Source organism: Pseudomonas sp. FP2300 (assembly GCF_030687595.1).
GTDB classification, from domain to species: domain Bacteria; phylum Pseudomonadota; class Gammaproteobacteria; order Pseudomonadales; family Pseudomonadaceae; genus Aquipseudomonas; species Aquipseudomonas bijieensis.
Genome location: NZ_CP117440.1, coordinates 291,141 through 313,215, shown reverse-complemented (window position 1 = coordinate 313,215; position 22,075 = coordinate 291,141). Strand labels below are relative to the sequence as shown.

Genomic DNA, 22,075 nt, shown 5'->3' with positions numbered 1-22,075 from the left:
ACGCAAATGAAAAAAACCGCGATCAGCTGGTCGCGGCGTCGGTTTTCATACGAATGACATTGGCAGCGCTGGCGGAACCATCGCGCCAGAACGACAACTCGGCATACTTTTCAAACAGATCCGGCGGCAGCAAGGTCCGCCGGGCTTGCGGCGCGACCTTGGGCTTGACCTTGTGCAGGCCGGCAACACCCAGGGCCTGGTCAAAGGCCGGTGCGTCGTAGGTCAAGTGATTGAAATCGTGTTCGAACCAGGGCTCGCCGATGAACTCGTACACCAGCCGCATGACCCGCTCCGGGGCCTGGCTCAGCAGGTCGTAATCGACAATCAGCAGCGACTCGGCGTTTTCGCCGTAATAGGCCTCTTTGAGCGCCGTCCAGGCAAACCCTACCAGGCGATTGCGCTGGGCCAGGGTTTCGCAGCGGCTGTAGACGGTATTGCGCTCGTCATCGTCGTTGAACAGCTTGGTGTTCTCGAACGGGTTGGCGCGGTAGAGCCGCTCCAGGCTGTCGAGTACCCAGGCGACGTTGCGCACACAGGCGATGGTCTTGGCTTGGGGGAACAGATCCTGCAGGGCCGGCAGGCGCGCGCACCATTGGCGGTTTGTATCGAAGATGACAGGTTTATCGGCTTTGTCGGCGTAGTAGGAATCGAAGAGTCCGCGCAATAGGCGGCGACGCAGGTCGGTGTCGATCACCGAGCCGAACTCACTGCCGGCACTGCATTGCTGCAGGACGCTGCTGAACAGCGAACCGACGGGGCTGGTCATGCCGGCATGGAAGCGCGGGTTCTGCAGCAAAATGGCAGAAAGCAGGGTCGAGCCCGAGCGCGGTAGACCGGAGATAAAGTGAAACTGCGGCAATCCCTTCACCTTGTTTGTAGTCCTTTTGTACGCAAGCGTAGCCGAGGAAATAATCGCCGCCTAGTAGTACTTTGATATCAAATTCATCCAGATCCGTAAAAAAGATGGACGGTATAGGCGCAATACGAACCTGAATCGTTTAAGCCAATCGACAGCATTTTTCCGCCCTTGCAGCCTGCAGAATCAAACATCCCGGTCTACGCTCAGCCGTGCGTGACCAGGCCAGGGAGTGAAGAAGTCGGGCTGATCGCAATCCTCTCCCTCGGACCCTGTCGGCATTGCCAAATAAACAATCTGAAGGGATGAGGAATCTATGGAAGTATTTATGGGCACCATCCAGCCGTTTGCCTTTAACTTCGCCCCCAATGGGTGGGCGCTGTGCAGCGGGCAGACACTCGGCATTTCCCAATACCAGGCGTTGTTCTCCCTGCTCGGCACGTACTACGGGGGCAACGGCACCACCAACTTCATGCTCCCCAATCTGCAAGGCCGCACGCTCTTGGGACAAGGCAACGGCCTGGGCCTGACTCCGCGTGTCATCGGCGAAGTCGCCGGCACCGAAAACGTCACCCCGACGATCAACAACCTGCCTACCCACTCTCACACCATGGCGGGACTCACCGCCTCCACCACTCTGCAACTGGCGAACCCGGCCAGCAACCCGGTGAACACACCAACGGCCACCAATTCGTTCATCGGCACCTCGGGCACCGGCCCGGGCGCGGCCAATATCTATTCCGACCAGCTAGGTGCCTCGCCGATACCGGTCAAGGGCGTGAGCACCACCATCGACGGCACGATCTCCCCGACGGGCAACGGCTTGCCGCTGGCGATCATGAACCCGTTCCTGGCGATCAACTTCAGCATCGCCTTGAACGGTCTCTTCCCGTCCCGTAACTGATCAATCGTCGGAGGGCTTCGGCCCTCCGACTGTTGGAGAGTCGATATGCTGCAACAGGTTCACAGCCACCATTTCCAACCACTGCTGGGCCAGACCAGCAGCCTGACCCTGCCCGACGGCAGCTCTTTGCCGGTGCGGATCGAGAGCCTCGCGCAAACACCCCGGTCGAAGTTGCCCAACAGCGAACGCATGCCGTTCAGTGTGGAATTCAACAGCCTGGAAAGCACCGATTTCGTGGATGGGTTATGCGCCCTGGAAGTGCCTGAACTGGGCAGGCTCGAAGGGGTGTTCGTATCGCGGATCCCGCCCATGGGACGGGATCCGACGCTGGGGTATTTCTACATCGCATTTAACTGATCGCACAAAACTTGAGTTCACAACAAACCTATTGTGGGAGCGGGCTTGCTCGCGAAGGCGGTGTATCAGTTGGCAAATTTATTACTGACCCACAGCCTTCGCGAGCAAGCCCGCTCCCACAGGGATTTATGGCGTCTGCAAGATTGGGTCAGTTGCCTTTCGGATACCAGACCAGCCGCTCCGCCGCCGGGCTGCGCTCCTGCACCTCGAAACCCAGAGCCAGATAGTGCTGGCGCGCGTGGAGGTTGCTGGCCCAGACCACCGTCGCCACCGGACAGCGGATCTGTTGCGCGGCTTTCTGCACCCCTTGCAACACCGTCCGGCCATACCCCTGCCCACGCGCCTGGGGAATGAACGCCAGGTACAACACACGGATTTCATTGGGGCCAAAATCCGTACTCAACGCGCCGATAGCGGTGCCGAGTTTTTCCACGACGTAATGCATGGCGTTGGGGAAGTTCTCGCCCAACCCTTGTTCCTGCACCTGGAACTGCTGGGCAATCACCTGTTGCACCTGCTCATGCTCACCGTCGATCCATTGCAGGTCCGGTCGCGCCGCCTGGTACAGGCTCTGCAAGAATGGCCCGTCGCTGATCCGCGATGGACGCACCACCAATCCCTCTGCCGCCACTGAATCCATGTCTGCTCCTTAAAAGCCGCTTTCCCTGACCCCCAACGCCGCCAACCGGCGCCAGGCCGCTCCCAACACCGACTCGCCCTTGCCCTGCAACACCGCCACGCCACGCAACGGTTGCACCGGAGCCAACGCGTCATCGACCGCACTCAGGCGCACGCCATATTGCGCCTGCACGGGCTCAGCCCGTTGCTGCGAATCGCGGCGTACCGCAATCGGTCCGTGATGATCGGACGTCAACGCTTGCTGTTCGACCCAGGCCACGCCGTTGGTGTCGATTTCATTCAACTGCACGGCAATCGAGGCGTGCATCGGATCGTCAGCGATGAAGCGTCCCGTGGCACCCGGTCCGACCCGCCAAAGCTCGGCTTCGGTCAGGTATCCGCGTAACCGCGAATCGGTCTGCACCACCCGCGCCAGCACCTGCGTGGGCGACAACCAGCGCCCGACCGGGAGTTGTGGCAACAAGTCGCGCACCTGGCCGGCATGGGGCGCACGCAACAACAGGCGTTCACGCTGGGCGACCAGGCCCCGGTACTCGGCCACCGCTTCGGCCAGTTGCTGTTCGATGATGCCGGCATCGGCGGCGGTTTCGCTGCGCCCGGCCTGGCGACGCATCTGCAACTGCTGGATCTCGATTTCCCGACGCACGATGGTCAGGCGCGAGGCCATATCCGGCGATTCCAGCTCGATCAGCACATCGCCCTGGGCCACGGTCTGGCCGTCGCGCACATTCACCTGCTTGATCCGCGCCGCCACCGGCGCGTGCAAGGCACTGGCACGCCCGGCCTCGAGCATGGCCGGCACTTCCACTGCGCTGCGCCAGGGCAGCAACAACGCCAACAGCAACGCCAGCAGTGCCAGGGCGCTCAGGAACACCCGCGCACCATGGGCCTGCTCGCGGCGACTCCACCATTGCCGCCATTCATTCACGATGGGCATAAAAATGAACCACACCAATTCCACCATCATCAGAAAAATGCCCAGCACCTTGAAGAACAGGTGATAGACCGCCAGGGCAATCCCGAAAAACAACAACGCCCGCCATAACCAGGAACCATAGCCCCACACCAGCAAACGGCGACGCATCTTCGGGGACCAGGTTTCCGGGGCCGCCGCGCCATAACCGAACAAGGCTTCGCGCAGGCGCCAGCGGCACAGGGCGAACGCCCTCCCCTGAAGGTTGTCCACCGCCCAGAAATCACTGAGCAGGAAATACCCGTCGAAGCGCATGAATGGGTTCAGGTTGATGATCAACGTGGTGATCCACGTGGCACTGGCCAGCATGAACGCTGCCGTGCGCGCCGGCCCGTCGGGCAACAACGACCAGGCCAACAACGCGACGCACGCCAGCAGCAGCTCGGCCAGGACCCCGCCGGCACCGATCAGCAGTCGCGCGCGACGATCGTTGATTCGCCAGGCGTCGCTGACGTCGGTATAGAACATCGGCAACAGCACCATGAACGCCACACCCATGCTTTGCACACGACAACCGGCGCGCTTGGCCATGAAGGCATGACCGAATTCGTGACACAGCTTGGCAAAGAGCAACGCCGTCCCAAAGGCCAGCGCACCGCCCAGGCTGAACAGGTGGGGAAAGGTCGCGACGAAGCGCTGCCAATCCCGTGAAACCAGGAAAATACCCAGGCCCAGGGTCAGCGGCAGGCCATAGCGCAGGATCCCGGGGCCGAACCGCGCCAACCAGGGCCAGGCACGATTGAGAAAGGCGTCCGGGCGCCACAGCGGAATACGAAAAAACAGGTATTGATGCAGCAGGATCTGCCACAGGGTCTGGCGCTGGGCGGCGGTCTTGAATTGATAGCTGTCGCGCTGTTGCGGGTCCATGGCACTGATCAGATCGTGACCGCGCAAGAAGCCCAGCAGTTGCTCCAGGGATTCGCCATTGAGCGGCAGGCCCGGCTCGCGGTTCGCAGCTTGCAGCACTTGCTCCGGATCACCCAGGGACCAGTGCCGCAGCATGCGCATCGCCGCTGCGCCAAGCTTGAAATAACGCCCGCGCACCGGATCGGCCAGGGTCCATTGGGGCGAACCATCCGGGTCCGGGGCTGCCGGGGACAATTGCAGGTCCGGCCGCAGGCTCGGCAGCTCCATGCTACAGACCTACGCTCTGGCGCAGGCCGGCCAGTGGCCGACGCAACAGGTACAATGCCAGCGGCGCACGGTCGCCGAAGACCTTCGCCGTGCCCCGCAGGCCGATGCGCGGCGCGGCCGCATCGAAACGCGCATCCAACCGATACGCCAGTTGCCCGGCGGCGGTAGGCTGCGCTTCATAGGCCGAACGCTCCAGCCAGGCCAGGTGTCGCTGCAACGGATCACTGTCGAGAAACAACGCCACTTGCGCACCGGGCTCCAGGGCAATCGCGTCGCCCACCGCCAATTCAATGCGCAACTCGGCCTGGTTCGGATCGGCGATTTCCATCAATCGCTCGCCGGTCTGCACCGGTTTGCCGAGCCAGCGTTCGGCATCGGCGAACACTGCAATACCATCGCGCTCGGCGCGGACTTCGCTGCGCTTGAGCAGTTCAAGCGCGTAGTTACGTTCGGCGCGTTTCTGTTCGACACGGGCGGCCAGCAAATCAATCTTCGAACTCGACTCTGCGTCGGCAAACGAGCGCTGGGAATTGGCCTTGAGTTCCGCCTCGGCCACGCCCAACGCACGCTCGGCGACATCGGCCTGGGCCTTGAGGCTGGTGCTTTCGAAACGCAGCAGCAGGTCACCGTTCTTGACGGTCTGGTTAGGCTTGACCAGGAACTCGGCGATCACCCCGTCCAAAGGCGCCGCCACCACCTGCCCGCCCAACGGCACCACTTCGGCCGGGGCCAACACGGACTGGCGCACCGGAATCAACAACCCCAGCAGCAACACCGCCACCAGGGCGACCTGGCGCTTGCGTGTCCAGCGCAGGCGCCACGGCTTGCGCGGTTGCAGCGCCAGCCAGGCGTGGCTGTAGGTGTCGCCCAGTTGCGACAGCAGCACTTGCTCGGGCGGGGTCCATGGCAGGTCGCGGGCCAGCCACAAACCGCCAAACACCTGGCCCTGATGATCGATCAATGGCAGCCAGAAGACTTGGCCGGCCGACAGGCTTCGCCAGTCTGCCCGGATGGATTCGCTGACCAGATCGGCGCTAATCACCCGAGCCTGGTTCAACACTCCCTGTTTGAACAACTGCGCCACCGCCTGCTCGACGAACGCCACAAATGGCGCGTTCGGCTCCACGGCACTGACACCGGTCACGGCCTGAACCTTGCCAGCGATCAATAACGCGGCGTGGCGAAAGCCGAACAGGGCCTGGCCGTCGTTGACCAGGCTGTAGCTCAACTGCGCCGGCGTACGCGCAGCCCGCGTCTGGCGTTCCAGGTCGAGGAAGCGGGCGAACACCTGTTCGGCGCTGCCCGTTATCGGCGCGTTCACTTGGGCTCCGCGAAACGCGCGGTACCACTCATGCCGGACAGCAAGCCGCTGGCATCCGGCACGCTCGCCACCAGCAGCAAGGTCTGGCTGCCCTCATCGATGCGCGCGCCCAGGCGCTTGACCGTCGCCTGCAACGGCTTGCCGGTTTCATCGGGGACAAAGGTGAAAGGTTGACCGGGCTTGAGCCGGTCCATCCAACGCGAAGGCACCAGCAGATGGATCTCCAGGGTGCGGTTGTCGACCACATCCAGCAACGGCGCACCGGCCGCCACGCTTTCATAACGCTGGACCTTGCGCGCCACCACTTGCCCGTCGAACGGTGCGATCACGCTGCAGCGCTTGACCTGGACCTGATACACCTGGGACTGCGCCTGAGTCTCGCTGAGCCGGGCCTCGGCCCGCGACACTTCAAACCGCCCGACTGATTTCAAGGCCGCCAACTGCCGGTTATGCGCCAGTTCTTCACCGGCACCACGGCTGGCCGCCTGGGCCGCGTTGAGCTGGGCCTGATACGCCGAGCAGTCGAAACGCGCCAGGGTGTCGCCCTTCTTGAACGACTCGCCCTCACTGAACGGCAACTCGACGATACGCCCGGCCAACTCGCTGGCCAGCACCGCCTGATCCCGTGCCCGAAGCACCCCTCGCGCCTCGTTGCCAGACGCACTGGCCGAGACGTTGCTCTCAAGCAATGGATCGTCTGCTACAGGCGTTTGCGCCTGGACACCGCACGTTACAAAGGCCAATCCCACAACCCAACTACTCAAACGCCGCATGACCGTTACTCCCTGACGGATGGGCGGAGTCTACGACAGCGGTGAGAGGCGTCAAGGGAGGAGCTGTGAGAGGTGAGAAATCTGATGGTCATACACGCTCTGTGGCGAGGGGATTTATCCCCGCTGGGCTGCGCAGCGGACCCAAAGCAATTTATTCAATTTCCCTGGTTCAACGAGGTGTCAGGTTTCGGGACTGCTGCGCAGTCCAGCGGGAGCAAGCTCCCTCGCCACAGGTTCTGTGATCGACGATCATCGCGCAGGGCCTACTCCACCAACGTCAACTCACCATCGCAATACACCACCTCACGCCCCAACCAAGCCACATCGACCTGAGGCAATACCGCCGAGGGTTTGCGCAGTTCACGCAGTAGCGTCGAGCCGTGGGACAAACGCCCACCCATGCGTGCAATCACCGCCCGGGCGCTTTGATAGTGGGCGTGGCGGCCGGGGTCGAGGGTGTCTTCCAGCAGAATGTCCTCGCCCAAAATGCCTTGGGCCTGACCCGGGTAGATCAGGAACCCACTCGCCTGCTCGGTGCCTTCACGACCGTCCTGCCAGAAGCTGCCGTCGCGGCTGCGGATGTCCGGGTGCGGCGCGAACCAATGCGCCCGATCGGCTAACGGCATGGCGTGATGCAGGCGAAAGAAGATCCGCATCAGGTTGTCGCGATACCATTCGCGTACTTGCAGGTAGTAACCGCGCAACCCCGGCAGACCAGCGCCGTGAGCCAGGCGAATCGCCAGGGGCCATTGGGGGAATACCTGCAGTGGCAGCTCGGTCGGGGTCGGGCGTGGCGTCGCCGGGTCGGTTTCCCACGGCAGTCGATGGGGGCTGTGTTCAAGGTTGTCATAGGCGGTCGGCGGTCGTCCCAGCAGATCGCCGCCGCTGCTGGCCAACGCGGTCGCGATGCATAGATTGCCCTGCACCACGAACACATAGAACCGGGTGAACCAGTCAGCCAGTTGTTGGCCGCCAGCGCTTTGGGCGGTCAGTTCATGCAGCTCTCGGTCGAAGCGTTGCAAGCCGTTTTCCAGCGTCAGCAAATGACCACGCGCAATGCGTTGCATACGCAGGAACAATGGCAGCGAACGGAGCAAGCGCAGGGGCCGCCAAGGTAAATGCGGGGTGGCGCCACCGACCTCACCGGCGTAGTTGCTGGCACTGATGCCCCAGTCGGCCAGTCGGGCGAGAAACAGGTCGTTGTTGATATACGAAGCGCCGCCAAACACCGCCGTGAAGGGCTCGTTGTCCTGCAACACCCTTGAGTCCCAACGGGCCATGATCGCCGGGATGCTCGCCGCCGCGCGGCGCTGGGCGTACTCCACCAACACGCTGGGCTGCGGCGGCAGGATCTCGGCGATGTTGGCGGCAGTCAGGTGGCGGCGCCAGCCGTAGTCGCTGATCGGCCGGTACTGCAGCAGCCAGAGTTGCGTGCCGTCCCAGGCCCATTCGACGTCGCCGGGCACGTAGTGAAAGACCCGCAATACGCCTTGGAGAAACCGCCATAACGCTTCGGCGGTGAGGCCATGGGCTGGCTTGAATGCACCGCTGTTCCATGACTCGCCGAGACGGGAAATGATCGCCCGCTCGGGGCTCACCTGGCCATCGGCCAACGACTCCAGGTGACCTTCGACCCATTCCAACTCAACTGACAGGTGACGCACGAAGGCAATCCCGGACAGCCGTGGCGCGATGAAGCGCTGCACCACCACTTCCTCGACACCTGCCGCACTCAACTCGGCAATCCGCGCCGGTACGTTGTCCGTCGGCTCACGCAGGTACGTGGTGCTCAAGCCCGCGTTGGCCGCATCGGCTTGATCCTCCCCGTAACTGGAGGAGCGTACTGCCCAGATAGCATGCGGTTGGCTCTCCAGAAATTTTGGCAAGCGCGGATCATCGCAATCGTTGAGCGACAGCGCCGCAGGCACCGGCTGCCCAGCCAGTGCCGCCAGCCGCAAGCGACCGCCCTTGGTATGCGCGACGAAGCCACGTTCGCCGGACTCCAGCCACGCCGCGAACTCAGCGGGTGAGTCGATCCACGGGTAGTGGCCCCAACCGGGTTTCAGGCTGATGGTCAAATCGGCACGGGCAAGAATGGCCGACCATGCCGCCGCTTGGGCGACGCCCAGTACCTTGTCCTGATCGCCCCACACCAGTTCGACCGGGTCGGTGATCCACTCCAATAACGGCAACGCGGTGTCCGCGCGCACCAGATCCCAGTGCGGCACAAAGGCTCGGCAGCGGGCGTACCCGGCGCCCATGCGTTGGTACTGCGCGGACGTCCAGGTCTGGCGGGAGAACTTGTGGGCGAACAGCGTCGGCTTGTTCGCCAGCAGCCAGTGAATGGTCTTGCGGATTGGCAGCGGTGACATCAACGCCGGCAACCGCCGCTGCCACAAAAACGCGCCCACCGGCGCCAGCAACACACTGCGGCAAAAGTGCCCGGGCTCGCGTTGCAACGCGTGGAGCACCAGCAAAGCGTTGACCCCGACCGCCATGATCGCGCAGCCCTTGTCCGTTGCCGCCAGCAACGCTTGGGCGTAGGCCGCCAGGTCTTCGCAGGGAGCCTGAGGGTTGCTGCCGAAGCCGGGCAGTTCCAGCGGCACCACGTCGTAGTGTTGAAAGTGCGGCAACGCATCGTCCCACCAATCGGCGGCGCTACCGTTGCCGGCCAGCAGGTACATCCGCGGCTTGCTCATGGATGCTCCTCAGGCCAGGTCGCGCAGGGCAGCGTCGAGCGTCGGGTAACGGAACGTATAACCCGCCTCGACGAGACGGCTCGGCAGCACACGCTGGCCGTCGAAAAACAACTGCGCCATTTCGCCGGCCAGGGCGCGCACCGGCGCGGCGGGAATGTGGAACCACACCGGGCGCTTGAGCACCTTGCCGACGCTTTCGGCGAACAGCGCCTGACTGACTGTTTCTGGTGCCACCAGGTTGTAGGTGCCGCTCAGGTTTTCGTCATCGAAGGCGCGGGCGATGACGGCAATCACGTCGTCGCGGTGCACCCAACTCATGATTTGCCGACCATCGCCCATCCGCCCGCCGAACCCCAGGCGAAACGGAATCAGCAACGGCAGCAACGCACCGCCCGGACCGAACACCACGCCCAGGCGCATCACCACCTGGCGCACGCCCAGCTCGGTGGCGGGCAACGCCGAGGCTTCCCAGCGCGCACAGAGTTCGGCCATGAAACCATCGCCCCGGGCAGCGCTTTCATCGAGGCTCTCACTGGCATCACGCACGCCGTAGAAGCCGATGGCAGAAGCTTGAATCCACAGCGCTGGCTTGTGCCGGGCGTTGTTCAGCCAAGCCATCAATGCCTCGGTGGTATTGACCCGGCTGGCGATGAGTTGCGCCTGACGCTTGGGGCTCCAGCGTGGGCCGGCAACCGGTGCGCCCGCCAGGTTGATCACCACATCGAAGGTTTCGTCATGGCCCAGCTTGCCCAGCGAACGCAGGCAACGGGCGCGGCCATCGAACAGGTAGGCCGCCTTCAATGGATCGCGAGCCAATACGCTGACCGTGTGCCCGGCGTCGAGCAGTTGGTTGACCAGGGTTTCGCCGATAAACCCGGTGCCACCGGTGACCAACACGCGCTTGTAGCCGCCACCGGCAAACGGGTTGGCGGGCTTGCCCGCGCGTTGCATGCGCAAGGCCGCCAAGCCGTCGCGAATCCCCGAGGCCGTGACGCCGATGGCGAACAAGGTCAGCAACCAACCGCGCCAGCCCAGGTCGATCCCGCTCAGGCCGGTGGGCAAACTCGCCCACTGCGCCAGTTGCACACCGTACAACGCGAAGAAGGCACCGCCGTTGACCGCCAGCACCGTGTGCATGATGCGTTCGATGGGCGGCAGCTTGCGGCTCCGGTCTTCGACCACGAAGTCCCAGAGCGTCAGGCCGATCTCCAAGGCGAACAGCAAGGCGATGACAATCGCCCACGTGCCTTCGAAGGCCAAATGCGCAATGCCCAGGAACAGGATCCCGTAGAAGCACGAACGCAAGGCATGGATGGACAATTCCAACCGGGCACTGTGGCGATAGGGCAAGGCGACGGTAAGTTCGTGGTGATACAGGGTGTCCAGCGCACCGAGGACAGCCTGGGCAATCAACAGCGTGATAGCCCAGTCCAGCAGTGAAAAGTCAGGCATGGCTTGAATCACTCGACGCGTTGTCAGTCAGGGATGTGCGGCGGTCGTGGCGATAGAGCCAGAACAGCGGCGGCAATAATACGAGCAATGCGATGCTGTCTAGCCACAGGTGCGACCAGACCCGGGCCTGGGCAGAGATCAACATGTCCTGGGGCGCCCAGAGCACGATGCCAGCGATCAACCAGCCCCAAGGCATGGCGCACTTCAGACGACTGCCTATGTGCACGAGGGCAAGCATGTACAGCCCATAGCTTTGCAACGTGGCGCCGAACAAGGCCAGCCACCAGACTTGCTGCGTGCGGGCCGTCGCGGGCACCACCGCGTCGGCGCCCCAGAAAGCCTGCTCGATGTTCTGCAGATAACCGTCGAGCAAGCCCGAATGGCCGGCCCAAGTCAGCGTAACGCCGGCGAGCAGATGCATCAGGGCGGCGGCATATAACCAAACGACCAGGGCTTTGCGAAGGGTGCTGGGAGGGGTTGGCATTCCATGTCCTGAAGGCTTGCTTGAGGGCCGCCAGTCTAAAGGAAATGAACGGGGCTTTACTTGGCTAATAGGCTGGGCAGCGATAAATAAAATCCGCCGCCTGGAGCGCTTGAAACCTGCGCCCCGCACCCAAGCCGAACACAGTTGTGGCGAGGGGATTTATCCCCGCTGGGCTGCGTAGCAGCCCTAAAAGCGGCCGCCTCGGTGTGTCAGGTTGTTGGTCTTCAGCCATTTGGAGGGCTGCTGCGCAGCCCAGCGGGGATAAATCCCCTCGCCACAGGTTCTGTGTACCGCTTACCTACAGCAGGGTCCTAGGAGATTTCCTTCAAGTTGCGGCGATGTTGGTGAACTTGTCCGGCTTGGGGCTCACCGCTAGTCTGAGTTTGTCACTGAAAAAACGGTGACACGGACGTGCAAGTCCGAACAAACTGTTTAGGATGCACCGCTACATCGCTCAGGGGCTTCTTCTGCCCACTGGCTTCATGGCGGCTGCGCGCAGGAGATCCTTGGATCTGCTGGGTGTCCTAAACAGGCCCGGTCTTGCACACCTGCGTACGGCCGCCACCCCATTCGCGTGCAAGCGGACGGTAACGGCTTCCAACTAATTTACTGTTTAGGATTTTTCTAATGTTCAAAGTCACTCCGAATCCGCCAGGAAGCCCTGGCAGCACCTCCGACAAATCCTCGAAAACCAAACTCGACGAAGCCGCCGAACGCGCCCTCGACTACTACCTCAACCCCAAACCCACCGATGAAGCCTCGGGCAAAACCCAAACCGCCCAACTCTTCATGGTCGCCCCGGACATCGACACCGAAACCCTCCTGGCCAATGCCTCCGAAGACCTGCTGTCCATCAGCGCCATCGCCGCCGACCTGGCCGATGATGTCGATGGCACCCGTCGCAGCGTGATCCTGGCGATCAGCCGTATGGCCGATGGGGTGCATTTGTTGGTGGAGCGGGCGATGGATCGACTGGAGGTTCAAGCTGCGCGCTGACAGAGCTGCGCTGAATTGAAAACCGTCATCGCGAGCAGGCTCGCTCCCACATTGCATCTGTGTTGGCTGAGATATCCGCGACACAGCCAATCGCCCTGTGGGAGCGAGCCTGCTCGCGATGACGTCAGCCCAGGCACCCCGAACTGTGGCGAGCAGTACTGATCAACGCTGCATCCCCCAGCGCTTCACCGTCACCCGCTCCAGGGAATCAAACACCAGGTTCTCCACCAACAACCCAATCAAAATCACCACCGCCAACCCGGCAAACACCTTGTCGGTGTACAGCTCGTTGCGGTTCTGGAAGATGTACCAGCCCAGGCCGCCCTTGCCGCTGGTGGCACCGAACACCAGTTCGGCGGCGATCAGCGTGCGCCAGGCGAAGGCCCAGCCGATTTTCAACCCGGCGAGGATCGACGGCAGCGCCGCCGGGATCAGGATGAACAGCACAAAGCGCAGGCCCTTGAGCCCGTAGTTGCGACCGGCCATGCGCAACGTTTCCGACACACCAAGAAACCCCGCATACATGTTCAACGCCAGCGCCCACAGCACCGAATGCACCAGCACGAAAATCAGGCTGTTCTGCCCCAGGCCGAACCACAACAACGCCAGCGGCAACAGGGCGATGGCCGGCAGCGGATTGAACATCGACGTCAAGGTGCTGAGCAGATCACGCCCCAACTGCGTCGACACCGCCAGGGTGGTCAAGCCAAACGCCAGGATGATGCCCAGCAAATAGCCTTTGAGCAGCACCACCAGGGAAATCCACACCTTGCCCAGCAACTCGCCGCTGAGCAAACCGTCGTACAACGCATTGGCGGTCTGCAAGAAGCTCGGCAGCAACAGGTCGTTATTCTGGTAACGCGCCACGCCCTCCCACACCAACGCCAGCACGAACAGGATAAAACTCTTGCGCAGCCAACCCTGCTGCCAGAGGCGCTGGCCCAAGGGCAATTCCCGCTCCAGCGGCACGTGGGTCAGGGGTTGCAGGTCAACTTCGTATTCTTCGCGCGCAGGCGATAATTGGCTCATGAACGGCTCCCCTTAATACGCGATACGGATGTCGGTGAAATCCAGCTCACGCTCGGTTTCAGGCGGCTGACCTTCATTGAACAGCAATCCATGGATCCGCCGCGCCGTATGCTGGAACCCCACGCCACCAAGGCTGTGCAAATCGTATTGATGGCTGTGGATTTCCGCCCGTACACGGCCAGGATGCGGCGACAACAGGAGGATGCGATTGCCCACCACCAACGCCTCTTCGATGGAGTGAGTGACGAACAGCAAGGTGAAGCGCACCTCCTCCCAGAGCAGCAGCAATTCTTCCTGCATCTTGCGCCGGGTCAGGGCATCGAGGGCGGCGAAGGGTTCGTCCATCAAGAGGATTTTCGGCTGCATCGCCAATGCCCGGGCAATCGCGACGCGGGCCTTCATGCCACCGGACAAGGTGTGGGGATAGGCATCGGCAAACGCCGCCAGGCCGACCTTGTCCAGATAATGCAGTGCCCGTTCCTCGGCCTCGCGGCGTTTGAGGGTGTGGGACGCCAGCAGCGCGAACATCACGTTCTGCTTCACGGTTTTCCACGGCGGCAGTTGATCGAATTCCTGGAACACCACGATCCGGTCCGGCCCCGGCGCACTGACGGTTTGGCCTTGCAAGCGAATCTCGCCCTCGCAAGGCGCAATGAAACCACCAATGGCCTTGAGCAAGGTGGACTTGCCGCAACCGGACGGACCGAGCAAAACAAAGCGATCCGCCGGGTCGACTTCGAAACTCACCTGGTGGGTGGCCCGTACTACCCGCTGCGGCGTGCGGTATTCCAGGCTGACGTTATCCACCGACAACAACGCGGTGCCGGTGGAAGTGGGGTTGCTGGCCGCGTGGCCTTGCAAACGCGCGTTCATGACGATCAGCTCCCCTGCAACGGTTTGGCGTCCTGGAAGAAATAGTCTTCCCATGACGCGGGTTTGTTCTTGATCGCGCCGACGCGGTAGAGGAATTCGGCCAGCGGGTAGGTGTTTTTCGGCGTGACAGTGAATTCGATCTGCGGGTTATCGATGATCTTCAGCAAGGTCGCCCGGTCGATCTTGGCCTTGGTCACCCGCAGGTAGGTGTCCGCCGCCGCGCCCTTTTCGTTCTGGGCGAACTCGGCCGCTTCGGTCAACGCCTCGACGAACGCCTTGTAGGTCTTCGGGTTTTCATCGCGGAATTTCTCGGTGGCGAACAGCACCGTGGGCGAGTTCGGCCCCAGCACGTCATAGGAGTTGAGCACCACGTGGACGTTGGGGTTTTGCAGCGCTTGGTCCTGGAACGGCGGGTTGGAGAAATGCCCGGTCAACTCGGTGCCGCCGGCAATCAACGCCGCCGTGGCGTCCGGGTGCGGAACCGCCAGGGTGTACTTGTCCAGGCGATTGAAGTCCTTGTCGCCCCACTGCTTCGCGGCGGCGTATTGCAGGAACCGTGACTGCACCGAAACACCCACCGCCGGCACCGCGATGCGGTCCTGCTCGGTGAAGTCGGCGATGGTCTTGACCTTGGGGTTGTTGCTCAACAGGTAATAGGGAAAGTTGCCCAGGGAGGCCACGGCCTTGACGTTCTGCTTGCCACGGGTGCGGTCCCAGACCGTCAACAACGGCCCGACGCCGGCCCCGGCAATGTCGATGGAGCCCGACAGCAACGCATCGTTGACTGCCGCGCCGCCGGACAACTGGGTCCAGTCGACCTTGATGTCGATACCTTCCTGCTTGCCATGCTTCTCGATCAGTTGTTGATCGCGAACCACGTTGAGTAACAGGTAAACGATGCCGAACTGCTCGGCGATACGAATCTCGCCCTCGGCGTGGGCACTGGCGGGCGCGACCAGACTGCCGGCCAGTAAACTGAAACCCAGGCCGACGGCGGCGGCCAGCGGTGCAAAAGCAATGCGTTTGGACATGGTGAGTCTCCGGGCTCTTTGCGCGCTGCGCAGCCGATCAGAAAGGGGCGTCGCCCTGGATGGTGGTGCGATACAGCTTGCGGCGCAGATGACTCGGGCAACCGGCGGCCAGATGGATCAGCGAACGGTTGTCCCAGAACACCAGGTCATGGGGCTGCCATTGATGGCGATAGATGTTCTGCGGCAGCACGCTGTGGGCATACAGCTCGGCCAGCAGTGCGTTGCTCTCGTCCTCCGGCAGGCCGACGATGCGGGTGGTGAACCCCTCGCTGACGAACAACGCCTTGCGCCCGGTTTCCGGGTGGGTGCGCACGATCGGATGCACCACTTCCGCGACCTGGGCCAATTGCTCTGGGGTAAGCGTCGGGCGCCAGTTGCCTTCGAATTTGGTTTCGCTGTAGCGCGCCGTGTAGGAATGCGCCGCCGAACGGCCCTCAACCGCTTTACGCAAGGCTTCGGGCAAGCCCTCCCAGGCCTTGTGCATGTCGGCGAACAGCGTGTCGCCACCTTCGCTCGGCAGCTCCTGGGCGTGGAGCATTGAGCCGAGGCTGGGCAGCTCTTTGTAGGAAAGGTCCGAATGCCAGAACTTGCCCGCATCCCCCAGGCCGATGGATTGGCCGTTTTCGATGATGTTGGAGACGATGAGGATTTCCGGATGCCCGGCCAGCAGGAACTGCTTGAGCACATGGATTTGCAGCACGCCGAAACGGCGGCTGAAGGCGATCTGTTGTTCAGGAGTGATGCGCTGGTCGCGGAACACCACAACGTGATAGTCCAGGTGCGCACGATGGATGCGGGCGAAATCCTGGTCATTGATCGGCCGGGACAGGTCCAGCCCGACGATCTCGGCGCCGACGGCATCGGGGAACGGACGGATTTCGAACGACTGCGGCGCAATGTTCGCGGCATTTGAATCTGGAGAAAAAGAGACGGCTGGCATACATCACTCCCACGCACAGCGCGCTTTACAGGCGCGTGTCGATCAAAAACTCACGGAGGTCCCGTGTCGATTTGTGTCGTGCGGCGCGCCGATTGGTCGGCAGGTACGCAGGAGGATGACCTTAAAGGTATAAGAAAGTTAATTTAAATATTAAAAATGCATAACCATATGGCAGAACCTGTGGGAGCGAGCTTGCTCGCGATGACGGTGTGTCAGTGATCGATAAAAATCTGACCTGCCGCTATCGCGAGCAAGCTCGCTCCCACAAGGGCTTGGAGAATGGCACGATCCCGTGGCGAGGGAGCTTGCTCCCGCTGGGGCGCGCAGCGGCCCCAAAAAGCAGTGAGCGCTTCGCACTCAAGCGGGAGCAAGCTCCCTCGCCACAAAAGCGGCAAGCCACAGACCTGTGTGCCTAGCGCTCGTGCAACGCCTCGGACCGGGCCTTGATGATGGGCTTGAGCAGGTAGCTGAGCACGGTTTTCTTGCCGGTGATGATGTCCACCGAGGCCACCATCCCTGGGATGATCAGCAAGGGCTTTTCAGGCGTGCCCAGGTGGCTGCGTTCGGTGCGCAGCTTGATGATGTAGTAGGTGGTTTTCTTGTCTTCATCGGTGATGGTGTCGGCGCCGATCTGTTCCAGCTTGGCTTTCATCCCGCCGTAGATGGTGTAGTCGTAGGCGGTGAATTTCACCGTGGCGTCCTGGCCGGGGTGCAGGAAGGCGATGTCCTGGGGACGGATTTTCGCTTCCACCAGGATGGTGTCGTCCAGCGGCACGATTTCCACCAGGTCACTACCGGGCTGGATCACCCCGCCGATGGTATTCACGAGCAACTTGTTGACGATACCCCGCACCGGCGATGTCACCAGGGTCCGGCTCACCCGGTCTTCCAGGGCCTTGCCGGTGGCCTGGGCCTTATTCAGGTCAGTGCGGGCTTCGTTGAGCTGGGTCAGGGCTTCGCTGCGGAATTTGCCGCGAGTCTCGTCGATCTTGCGCTGCACTTCCTTGATCGCCGATTCGGCGCGGGGGATCGCCAGCGTGGTAGCGTCCAGTTGCCCACGGGTCTCGACTTCGGCGCGCTTGAGCCGCAGCACTTCCACCGGCGACACCGCGCCCTGGGCCACCAACGGCTCGGACATGTTGATTTCCTGGCGCTGCAGCGCCAGGCCGGAACGGTACTGCGCCTGCTTGGAGACGAACTCGCGCAGTTCCTGCTGGCGCTGGATCAACTGCTCCTGCAAGCCGCCGATTTCATCGTGCAACTGCTGGCGACGGCTGATGTACAGCGACTCTTCGCTGGCAGCCTGGCCCGGCACGGCCTTGAGCACATCGGCCGGGAAGTTCAGCGGCCGGTCATCGACCTCGGCACTCAGGCGCTCGACCCGCAACAGCATGGACAGGCGATCAGCCTCGGTTTCGCCGACGTTGGAAACAAACCGCGTGTCATCCAGGCGAATCAGCGACGCGCCGGCGTCGACAATCTGCCCTTCCTTGACGAACAGCTCAGCGACGATGCCGCCTTCCAGGTTCTGGATCTTCTGGATCTTGGACGATGGGATCGCCTTGCCGTCGCCCTTGGTCACTTCGTCGATCTCGGCGAAATTGGCCCACAGCACCAGGAACACAAAGAAGCCGATGATGCCCCAGATCGTCAACCGCACCACCCGCGGAGCGTCCTCGATCAGGGCTTTGTTGACCTCGGGCAGCGGTTGCCCGTGCAGCGAGTCGGAGCCTTTGAAATAGCGGCCCACGGCACCCTTCAAACCGGATTTAAGCAACACTGATCTGCCCCTTCTTCAACGCTTCCATGACAGCGGCTTTCGGGCCGTCGGCGAGAATCTGTCCACGGTCGATCACCAGCAGGCGATCCACCAGCGACAGCAAGGAGGCCCGGTGCGTCACCAGCAGCACGGTCTTGTTTTCCACCACGGCGGCCAGGCGCTGCTTCAAGCGTTCTTCACCGGTGTTGTCCATGGCGCTGGTGGGTTCGTCCAGCAACAGGATGGGCGGGTTGAGCAGCAGCGCGCGGGCCAGGGCGACGTTCTGGCGCTGGCCACCGGACAGGTTCTGCCCGCGCTCACCGACCTGCAGTTCATAGCCTTGCGGATGCAGCCGCGCGAACTCATGCACGCCCGCCAGCTCGGCGGCCTGGAGCACCAACTCGTCTTCGACGTAACGGGCGCCGGAGGTCAGGTTGTCTCGCAGGGTGCCGGCCAGCAACTGGATGTCCTGGGGCACATAGCCAATGTTGTAGCGCAGCTCGCTGACGTCGATCTGGCGGATGTCCACGCCGTCCACCAGCAACGCGCCGTCGTCCGGCTGGTACAGGCCCACCAGCAACTTGGCCAGGGAGCTCTTGCCCGAACCGCTGCGGCCAATGATGCCGATTTTCTCGCCCGGCTTGATCACCAGGTTGATGTTCTTCAGCGCGGCGTTCTGCTGGCCCGGGTAAGTGAAATTCAACTGACGGCATTCGACGGCACCCTGCAATACCTTGCGGCTCAGCGGACGCTCGTCGAAATTGCGTTCCTGGGGCAGCTCCATCATCTGGTCGACCGAGGTCATGGTCACCCGCGCCTGCTGGTAGCGGGTCAGCAGGCCCGACAACGAGGCCAACGGGCTGAGGGCGCGGCCGCTGAGCATGTAGCAGGCAACCAGCCCACCCATGCTCAGGTTGCCAGCGATGATCAGGTAAACGCCAAAGACGATCATGATCACGCCGGCCAGTTGCTGGATCAGCAAGGTGATGTTCATCGCCAGGCCGGAGAGCATCTTCACCCGCAGTTCGAGGCGACTGAGGGTACCGATGGTCTGTTCCCACTGGTACTGACGCTCGCTCTCGGCGTTGTTGACCTTCACTGCGTCCAGGCCGGCCAGGGTCTCGATCAGGCTGGATTGGCGTTCGGCACCCAGGGCCATGGTGCGCTCCATAGTCGCTACCAGAGGCTTCTGCAAGGCATAGCCAATCAGCAGGGCAATCGGGAACGCCAGCACCGGAATCCACACCAGGTGCCCGCCGATGATCGCGATGACCATGAAAATCAGCAGGGTGAACGGCAGGTCGATCAGGCTGGTGAGGGTCAGCGAGGCGAGGAAGTCCCGCAGGCTCTGGAACTCATGGATGTTCTGGGCAAAACTGCCGACCCGCGCCGGGCGGTACTTCATGGACATGCCGACGATGCGCTCGAACAGCGTCGCCGAGATGATCAGGTCGGTTTTCTTGCCCGCCAGGTCCAGACACAGGCTGCGCAGCATCTTGAGGATCAGGTCGAACACATAGGCGCCGGTGATACCCACGGCCAGCACCCACAGGGTCGATTCGGCCTGGTTCGGCACCACGCGGTCGTAGACGTTCATCACGAACAGTGGCGCGGCCATGGCGATGATGTTGATCAGCAAGCTGGCCGCGATGGCATCGGCGTACAGCCAGCGGGACCGTTTGAGAGTGTCGCGAAACCACGAACGCGCCCGGGGAATGAGCGTGCCGTGGTTGACGTCAAATTTATGCTGCGGTTGGGCGAAGAACACCTTGCCGCTGTAGTCATCGGCCAGCAGTTCGCGGCTGATGGTCACCTCACCGCCGTCGCTTTCGCTGAGCAACAGTCGTGCCTGGTCGTCACCGACCCAGCCCAGCAGCACGGCGCTGCGGCCGTCTTTGAGCAGCAACAGCGCTGGCATGGCGATGGGTGGAATTTGCTCGAGCTTGCGTTGCAGCACCCGGCCCTGCAGACCGGCACGGGCGGCGGCACGCGACAATAATTCGACGCTCAGCCGTTGCTTGGGCAGCGGCAGGCCGGTGGTGAGCATCGCCGCGCTGGCCGGCTTCTGATGCAGCATGCAGAGCGCCAACAGACCGTCCAGCAACGGGTCGTCGTGCAGCGTGCGCGGGTCATGAACGAGTTCGACTGGACTGACTTCTGATTCCACGCTCTGCACTCTGACTGATTAAAACGGGTTGTAGACTCAATTCATCCCAGGCAACTGAACCTTGGGTTTCATGTCGTTCTGCACAACCGATGCCAACGGTGCGACCACACCCTGGCTTTTCAACAACTGCCCCATGGTTGCCTTGATCCGGTACTGGGTGAAAAGCTGCACGTTTTTGATTTCCGCCAGGCGCCGGGATGCGCTGAACAGCTCGTTTTCGCTGTCGAGCAAGTCGAGCAGGGTCCGCTCGCCAAGGCTGAACTGTTTCTGGTAGGCGGTGCGCACGTTGGCGCTGCGATCCACATATTGCTGGGCGACCGGCACCTGGGCGTTGGCGTTGTTCAAGGCGTTCCAGGCCAGGCCCAGCTCTTCGTTCAACTGGCGCAGCGCGTTGTTGCGGATGTCCAGGGCCTGGTTGGACAGGTACGACTTGGACTCCAGGTCCGCCTTGTTGCTGCCGCCGGCATACAGGTTGAAACGCATGCGCAGCATGGCCTGCCATTCATTGTTGTGGCCGTTCTGGCCGTCCAGGTCGTTGTCGGCCGTGCGACCCAACTCGGCGTCGAAGCGTGGGTAGAAGCTCGACTTGGCGGCTTCGTACTGTTGCTCGGCAGCGGCGATGTCAGCTTCGGCCGAACGCAATACCGGGCTGTTTTCCAGCATCTGGGCGCGGGCTTCGGTCAGGTTGGCCGGCAACAGCGCCATAAAGTCGGCAGGACGTTCCAGTTGATCGGGCAGTTGGCCGACGGCGCTGAGGTAGTTGGTCTCGGCATCGGCCAGGTTGGTCTGTTCGGTGATCAGGTTGTTGCGGGCCTGGGCCATGCGCGCTTCGGCCTGGTCCAGGTCGGCGCCGCTGCCCACGCCACGGGAAGTGCGCAGCTTGATCTGGTCGAAGATACGCTCGTGGCTCTTGAGATTTTCCTCGGCCAGGCGCACGAACTCGCGACGGGTCAGCACGTCCAGGTAGACCTGGGCCACCGTCAATCCGGTGCGCTCGGATGCGTCCAGCAGCGAGTAGGCACGGGCATTGACGGTGGCTTGTTGACGCCCCACTTCGCTGGACGTCGCAAAACCGTCAAAAACCATTTGCGACAGACGCAGGCTCGACTCGCTGCGGTTCAGGGTTTCCCAATGATTGTTACCGCCTGAACGGGTGGTGACGCTGTCGGTGCCTTCACGGCCGTATCCGGCTGCAAGGTCCACTCTAGGCAGGTAGCCGCCCTTGGCGGCCTTGAGTTGGTAATCGGCCGCGAGGCGACTGTTCACACCGGCCTGGATTTCAGGATGGACGTCCAGCGCCTGTTGCATGGCCTGCGGCAAGGTTTGTGCTTGTACGAAACTGGCGGCGAGGGCGAAGGGTAAAGCCTTGAGCAGGTGCGAACGCATGGTTGGATTATTCCCGAAACTCTTGTCTTGAATCACAGCGAAACGTGGCGCTGCATCGGATGATGGCAACCGGAATGACCGTATGTCGGAAAGTTCAAAACAGGAGCTGGAACACGCACCGAAAGAACAGGTCGCCGCTTAAATATCAATGTGACATTACGCCAATGATTGTTTAGGATGGCTGGCATAAGGTCAATAGTTTGGCACAAACAAAATAATTGAAAAATAAGAGCCAAAATATTGACATGTGAAAGCGTCAAATAACCTTACTTTGTGAACATGAACGTCCAGACCGCTGCCGC

At 62.1% G+C, this 22,075-nt stretch carries 18 protein-coding genes; 3 read left to right on the top strand and 15 right to left on the bottom strand.

Going from position 1 to position 22,075, the window contains the following annotated elements; genetic code table 11:
• Positions 1–22: 22 nt before the first annotated feature.
• Positions 23–868, bottom strand: a complete 846-nt coding sequence (locus PSH86_RS01305; protein ID WP_109751867.1) for a sulfotransferase — start codon at positions 866–868, stop codon at positions 23–25.
• A gap of 304 nt (positions 869–1,172) precedes the next feature.
• Here PSH86_RS01305 and PSH86_RS01300 point away from each other — a divergent pair, with 304 nt between their 5' ends.
• Both PSH86_RS01300 and PSH86_RS01295 read left to right on the top strand, forming a co-directional pair.
• Positions 1,173–1,760: a phage tail protein gene (locus PSH86_RS01300; protein ID WP_163855798.1), complete on the top strand. Its 588-nt coding sequence runs from the start codon at positions 1,173–1,175 to the stop codon at positions 1,758–1,760.
• A 45-nt stretch (positions 1,761–1,805) separates the two neighbouring features.
• Positions 1,806–2,117, top strand: a complete 312-nt coding sequence (locus PSH86_RS01295; protein ID WP_109751865.1) for a hypothetical protein — start codon at positions 1,806–1,808, stop codon at positions 2,115–2,117.
• A gap of 148 nt (positions 2,118–2,265) precedes the next feature.
• Here PSH86_RS01295 and PSH86_RS01290 read toward each other — a convergent pair whose 3' ends face one another.
• The 7 genes from PSH86_RS01290 to PSH86_RS01260 all read right to left on the bottom strand — a co-directional run bounded on the left by PSH86_RS01290 (position 2,266) and on the right by PSH86_RS01260 (position 11,592).
• Positions 2,266–2,757, bottom strand: coding sequence for a GNAT family N-acetyltransferase (locus PSH86_RS01290; protein ID WP_116833914.1), 492 nt, complete (start codon positions 2,755–2,757; stop codon positions 2,266–2,268).
• 9 nt (positions 2,758–2,766) lie between these two features.
• Complete coding sequence (locus tag PSH86_RS01285) at positions 2,767–4,863, bottom strand: biotin/lipoyl-binding protein (RefSeq protein ID WP_305487269.1); 2,097 nt, start codon at positions 4,861–4,863, stop codon at positions 2,767–2,769.
• Position 4,864: 1 nt separating this feature from the next.
• Positions 4,865–6,184 carry an efflux RND transporter periplasmic adaptor subunit gene (locus PSH86_RS01280; protein WP_116833912.1) on the bottom strand — a complete coding sequence of 440 codons (1,320 nt, stop codon included), beginning with the start codon at positions 6,182–6,184 and terminating at the stop codon, positions 4,865–4,867.
• The gene (locus PSH86_RS01275; RefSeq protein WP_109751861.1) at positions 6,181–6,957 is read right to left on the bottom strand and encodes an efflux RND transporter periplasmic adaptor subunit; all 777 of its coding nucleotides are present in this window, start codon (positions 6,955–6,957) and stop codon (positions 6,181–6,183) included. The genes PSH86_RS01280 and PSH86_RS01275 overlap by 4 nt, the downstream gene beginning before the upstream one ends.
• Before the next feature lie 263 nt (positions 6,958–7,220).
• On the bottom strand, positions 7,221–9,656 hold the full coding sequence (locus PSH86_RS01270; protein WP_305487266.1) for an alpha/beta fold hydrolase: 2,436 nt from the start codon (positions 9,654–9,656) through the stop codon (positions 7,221–7,223).
• Positions 9,657–9,665: 9 nt separating this feature from the next.
• Positions 9,666–11,108, bottom strand: a complete 1,443-nt coding sequence (locus PSH86_RS01265; protein WP_305487265.1) for a TIGR01777 family oxidoreductase — start codon at positions 11,106–11,108, stop codon at positions 9,666–9,668.
• Positions 11,101–11,592 (bottom strand): cell division protein, encoded by a 492-nt coding sequence (locus tag PSH86_RS01260; RefSeq protein ID WP_305487263.1) that lies wholly within the window; start codon positions 11,590–11,592, stop codon positions 11,101–11,103. The genes PSH86_RS01265 and PSH86_RS01260 overlap by 8 nt, the downstream gene beginning before the upstream one ends.
• A 627-nt stretch (positions 11,593–12,219) precedes the next feature.
• On the opposite strand from PSH86_RS01260, the gene PSH86_RS01255 reads away from it, so the two are divergent.
• Positions 12,220–12,588 carry a DUF6124 family protein gene (locus PSH86_RS01255; RefSeq protein WP_176688814.1) on the top strand — a complete coding sequence of 123 codons (369 nt, stop codon included), beginning with the start codon at positions 12,220–12,222 and terminating at the stop codon, positions 12,586–12,588.
• A 162-nt stretch (positions 12,589–12,750) separates the two neighbouring features.
• On the opposite strand, the gene PSH86_RS01250 is transcribed toward PSH86_RS01255, so the two are convergent.
• From PSH86_RS01250 to PSH86_RS01220, 7 genes are all read right to left on the bottom strand, one after another.
• Entirely contained in the window at positions 12,751–13,617 is an 867-nt protein-coding gene (locus PSH86_RS01250) for an ABC transporter permease (protein ID WP_305487260.1), read from the bottom strand.
• A gap of 12 nt (positions 13,618–13,629) precedes the next feature.
• The gene (locus tag PSH86_RS01245) at positions 13,630–14,490 is read right to left on the bottom strand and encodes an ABC transporter ATP-binding protein (protein WP_212801714.1); all 861 of its coding nucleotides are present in this window, start codon (positions 14,488–14,490) and stop codon (positions 13,630–13,632) included.
• 5 nt (positions 14,491–14,495) lie between these two features.
• Entirely contained in the window at positions 14,496–15,521 is a 1,026-nt protein-coding gene (locus PSH86_RS01240; protein ID WP_305487256.1) for an ABC transporter substrate-binding protein, read from the bottom strand.
• Positions 15,522–15,558: 37 nt separating this feature from the next.
• Positions 15,559–16,461, bottom strand: a complete 903-nt coding sequence (locus PSH86_RS01235; protein ID WP_163855814.1) for a TauD/TfdA family dioxygenase — start codon at positions 16,459–16,461, stop codon at positions 15,559–15,561.
• Positions 16,462–16,873: 412 nt separating this feature from the next.
• Positions 16,874–18,241, bottom strand: a complete 1,368-nt coding sequence (locus tag PSH86_RS01230; RefSeq protein ID WP_109751853.1) for an HlyD family type I secretion periplasmic adaptor subunit — start codon at positions 18,239–18,241, stop codon at positions 16,874–16,876.
• Positions 18,231–20,387: a type I secretion system permease/ATPase gene (locus tag PSH86_RS01225; RefSeq protein ID WP_109752337.1), complete on the bottom strand. Its 2,157-nt coding sequence runs from the start codon at positions 20,385–20,387 to the stop codon at positions 18,231–18,233. The genes PSH86_RS01230 and PSH86_RS01225 overlap by 11 nt, the downstream gene beginning before the upstream one ends.
• Before the next feature lie 36 nt (positions 20,388–20,423).
• Entirely contained in the window at positions 20,424–21,773 is a 1,350-nt protein-coding gene (locus PSH86_RS01220; RefSeq protein WP_109751852.1) for a TolC family outer membrane protein, read from the bottom strand.
• Between the last annotated feature and the right edge of the window lie 302 nt (positions 21,774–22,075).

Coding starts and splice junctions, on each gene's coding strand:
- PSH86_RS01300 (WP_163855798.1), top strand. CDS start 1,173: ATGGAAGTATTTATGGGCACCATCCAGCCGTTTGCCTTTAACTTCGCC.
- PSH86_RS01295 (WP_109751865.1), top strand. CDS start 1,806: ATGCTGCAACAGGTTCACAGCCACCATTTCCAACCACTGCTGGGCCAG.
- PSH86_RS01290 (WP_116833914.1), bottom strand. CDS start 2,757: ATGGATTCAGTGGCGGCAGAGGGATTGGTGGTGCGTCCATCGCGGATC.
- PSH86_RS01285 (WP_305487269.1), bottom strand. CDS start 4,863: ATGGAGCTGCCGAGCCTGCGGCCGGACCTGCAATTGTCCCCGGCAGCC.
- PSH86_RS01275 (WP_109751861.1), bottom strand. CDS start 6,957: ATGCGGCGTTTGAGTAGTTGGGTTGTGGGATTGGCCTTTGTAACGTGC.
- PSH86_RS01270 (WP_305487266.1), bottom strand. CDS start 9,656: ATGAGCAAGCCGCGGATGTACCTGCTGGCCGGCAACGGTAGCGCCGCC.
- PSH86_RS01265 (WP_305487265.1), bottom strand. CDS start 11,108: ATGCCTGACTTTTCACTGCTGGACTGGGCTATCACGCTGTTGATTGCC.
- PSH86_RS01260 (WP_305487263.1), bottom strand. CDS start 11,592: ATGCCAACCCCTCCCAGCACCCTTCGCAAAGCCCTGGTCGTTTGGTTA.
- PSH86_RS01255 (WP_176688814.1), top strand. CDS start 12,220: ATGTTCAAAGTCACTCCGAATCCGCCAGGAAGCCCTGGCAGCACCTCC.
- PSH86_RS01250 (WP_305487260.1), bottom strand. CDS start 13,617: ATGAGCCAATTATCGCCTGCGCGCGAAGAATACGAAGTTGACCTGCAA.
- PSH86_RS01245 (WP_212801714.1), bottom strand. CDS start 14,490: ATGAACGCGCGTTTGCAAGGCCACGCGGCCAGCAACCCCACTTCCACC.
- PSH86_RS01240 (WP_305487256.1), bottom strand. CDS start 15,521: ATGTCCAAACGCATTGCTTTTGCACCGCTGGCCGCCGCCGTCGGCCTG.
- PSH86_RS01235 (WP_163855814.1), bottom strand. CDS start 16,461: ATGCCAGCCGTCTCTTTTTCTCCAGATTCAAATGCCGCGAACATTGCG.
- PSH86_RS01220 (WP_109751852.1), bottom strand. CDS start 21,773: ATGCGTTCGCACCTGCTCAAGGCTTTACCCTTCGCCCTCGCCGCCAGT.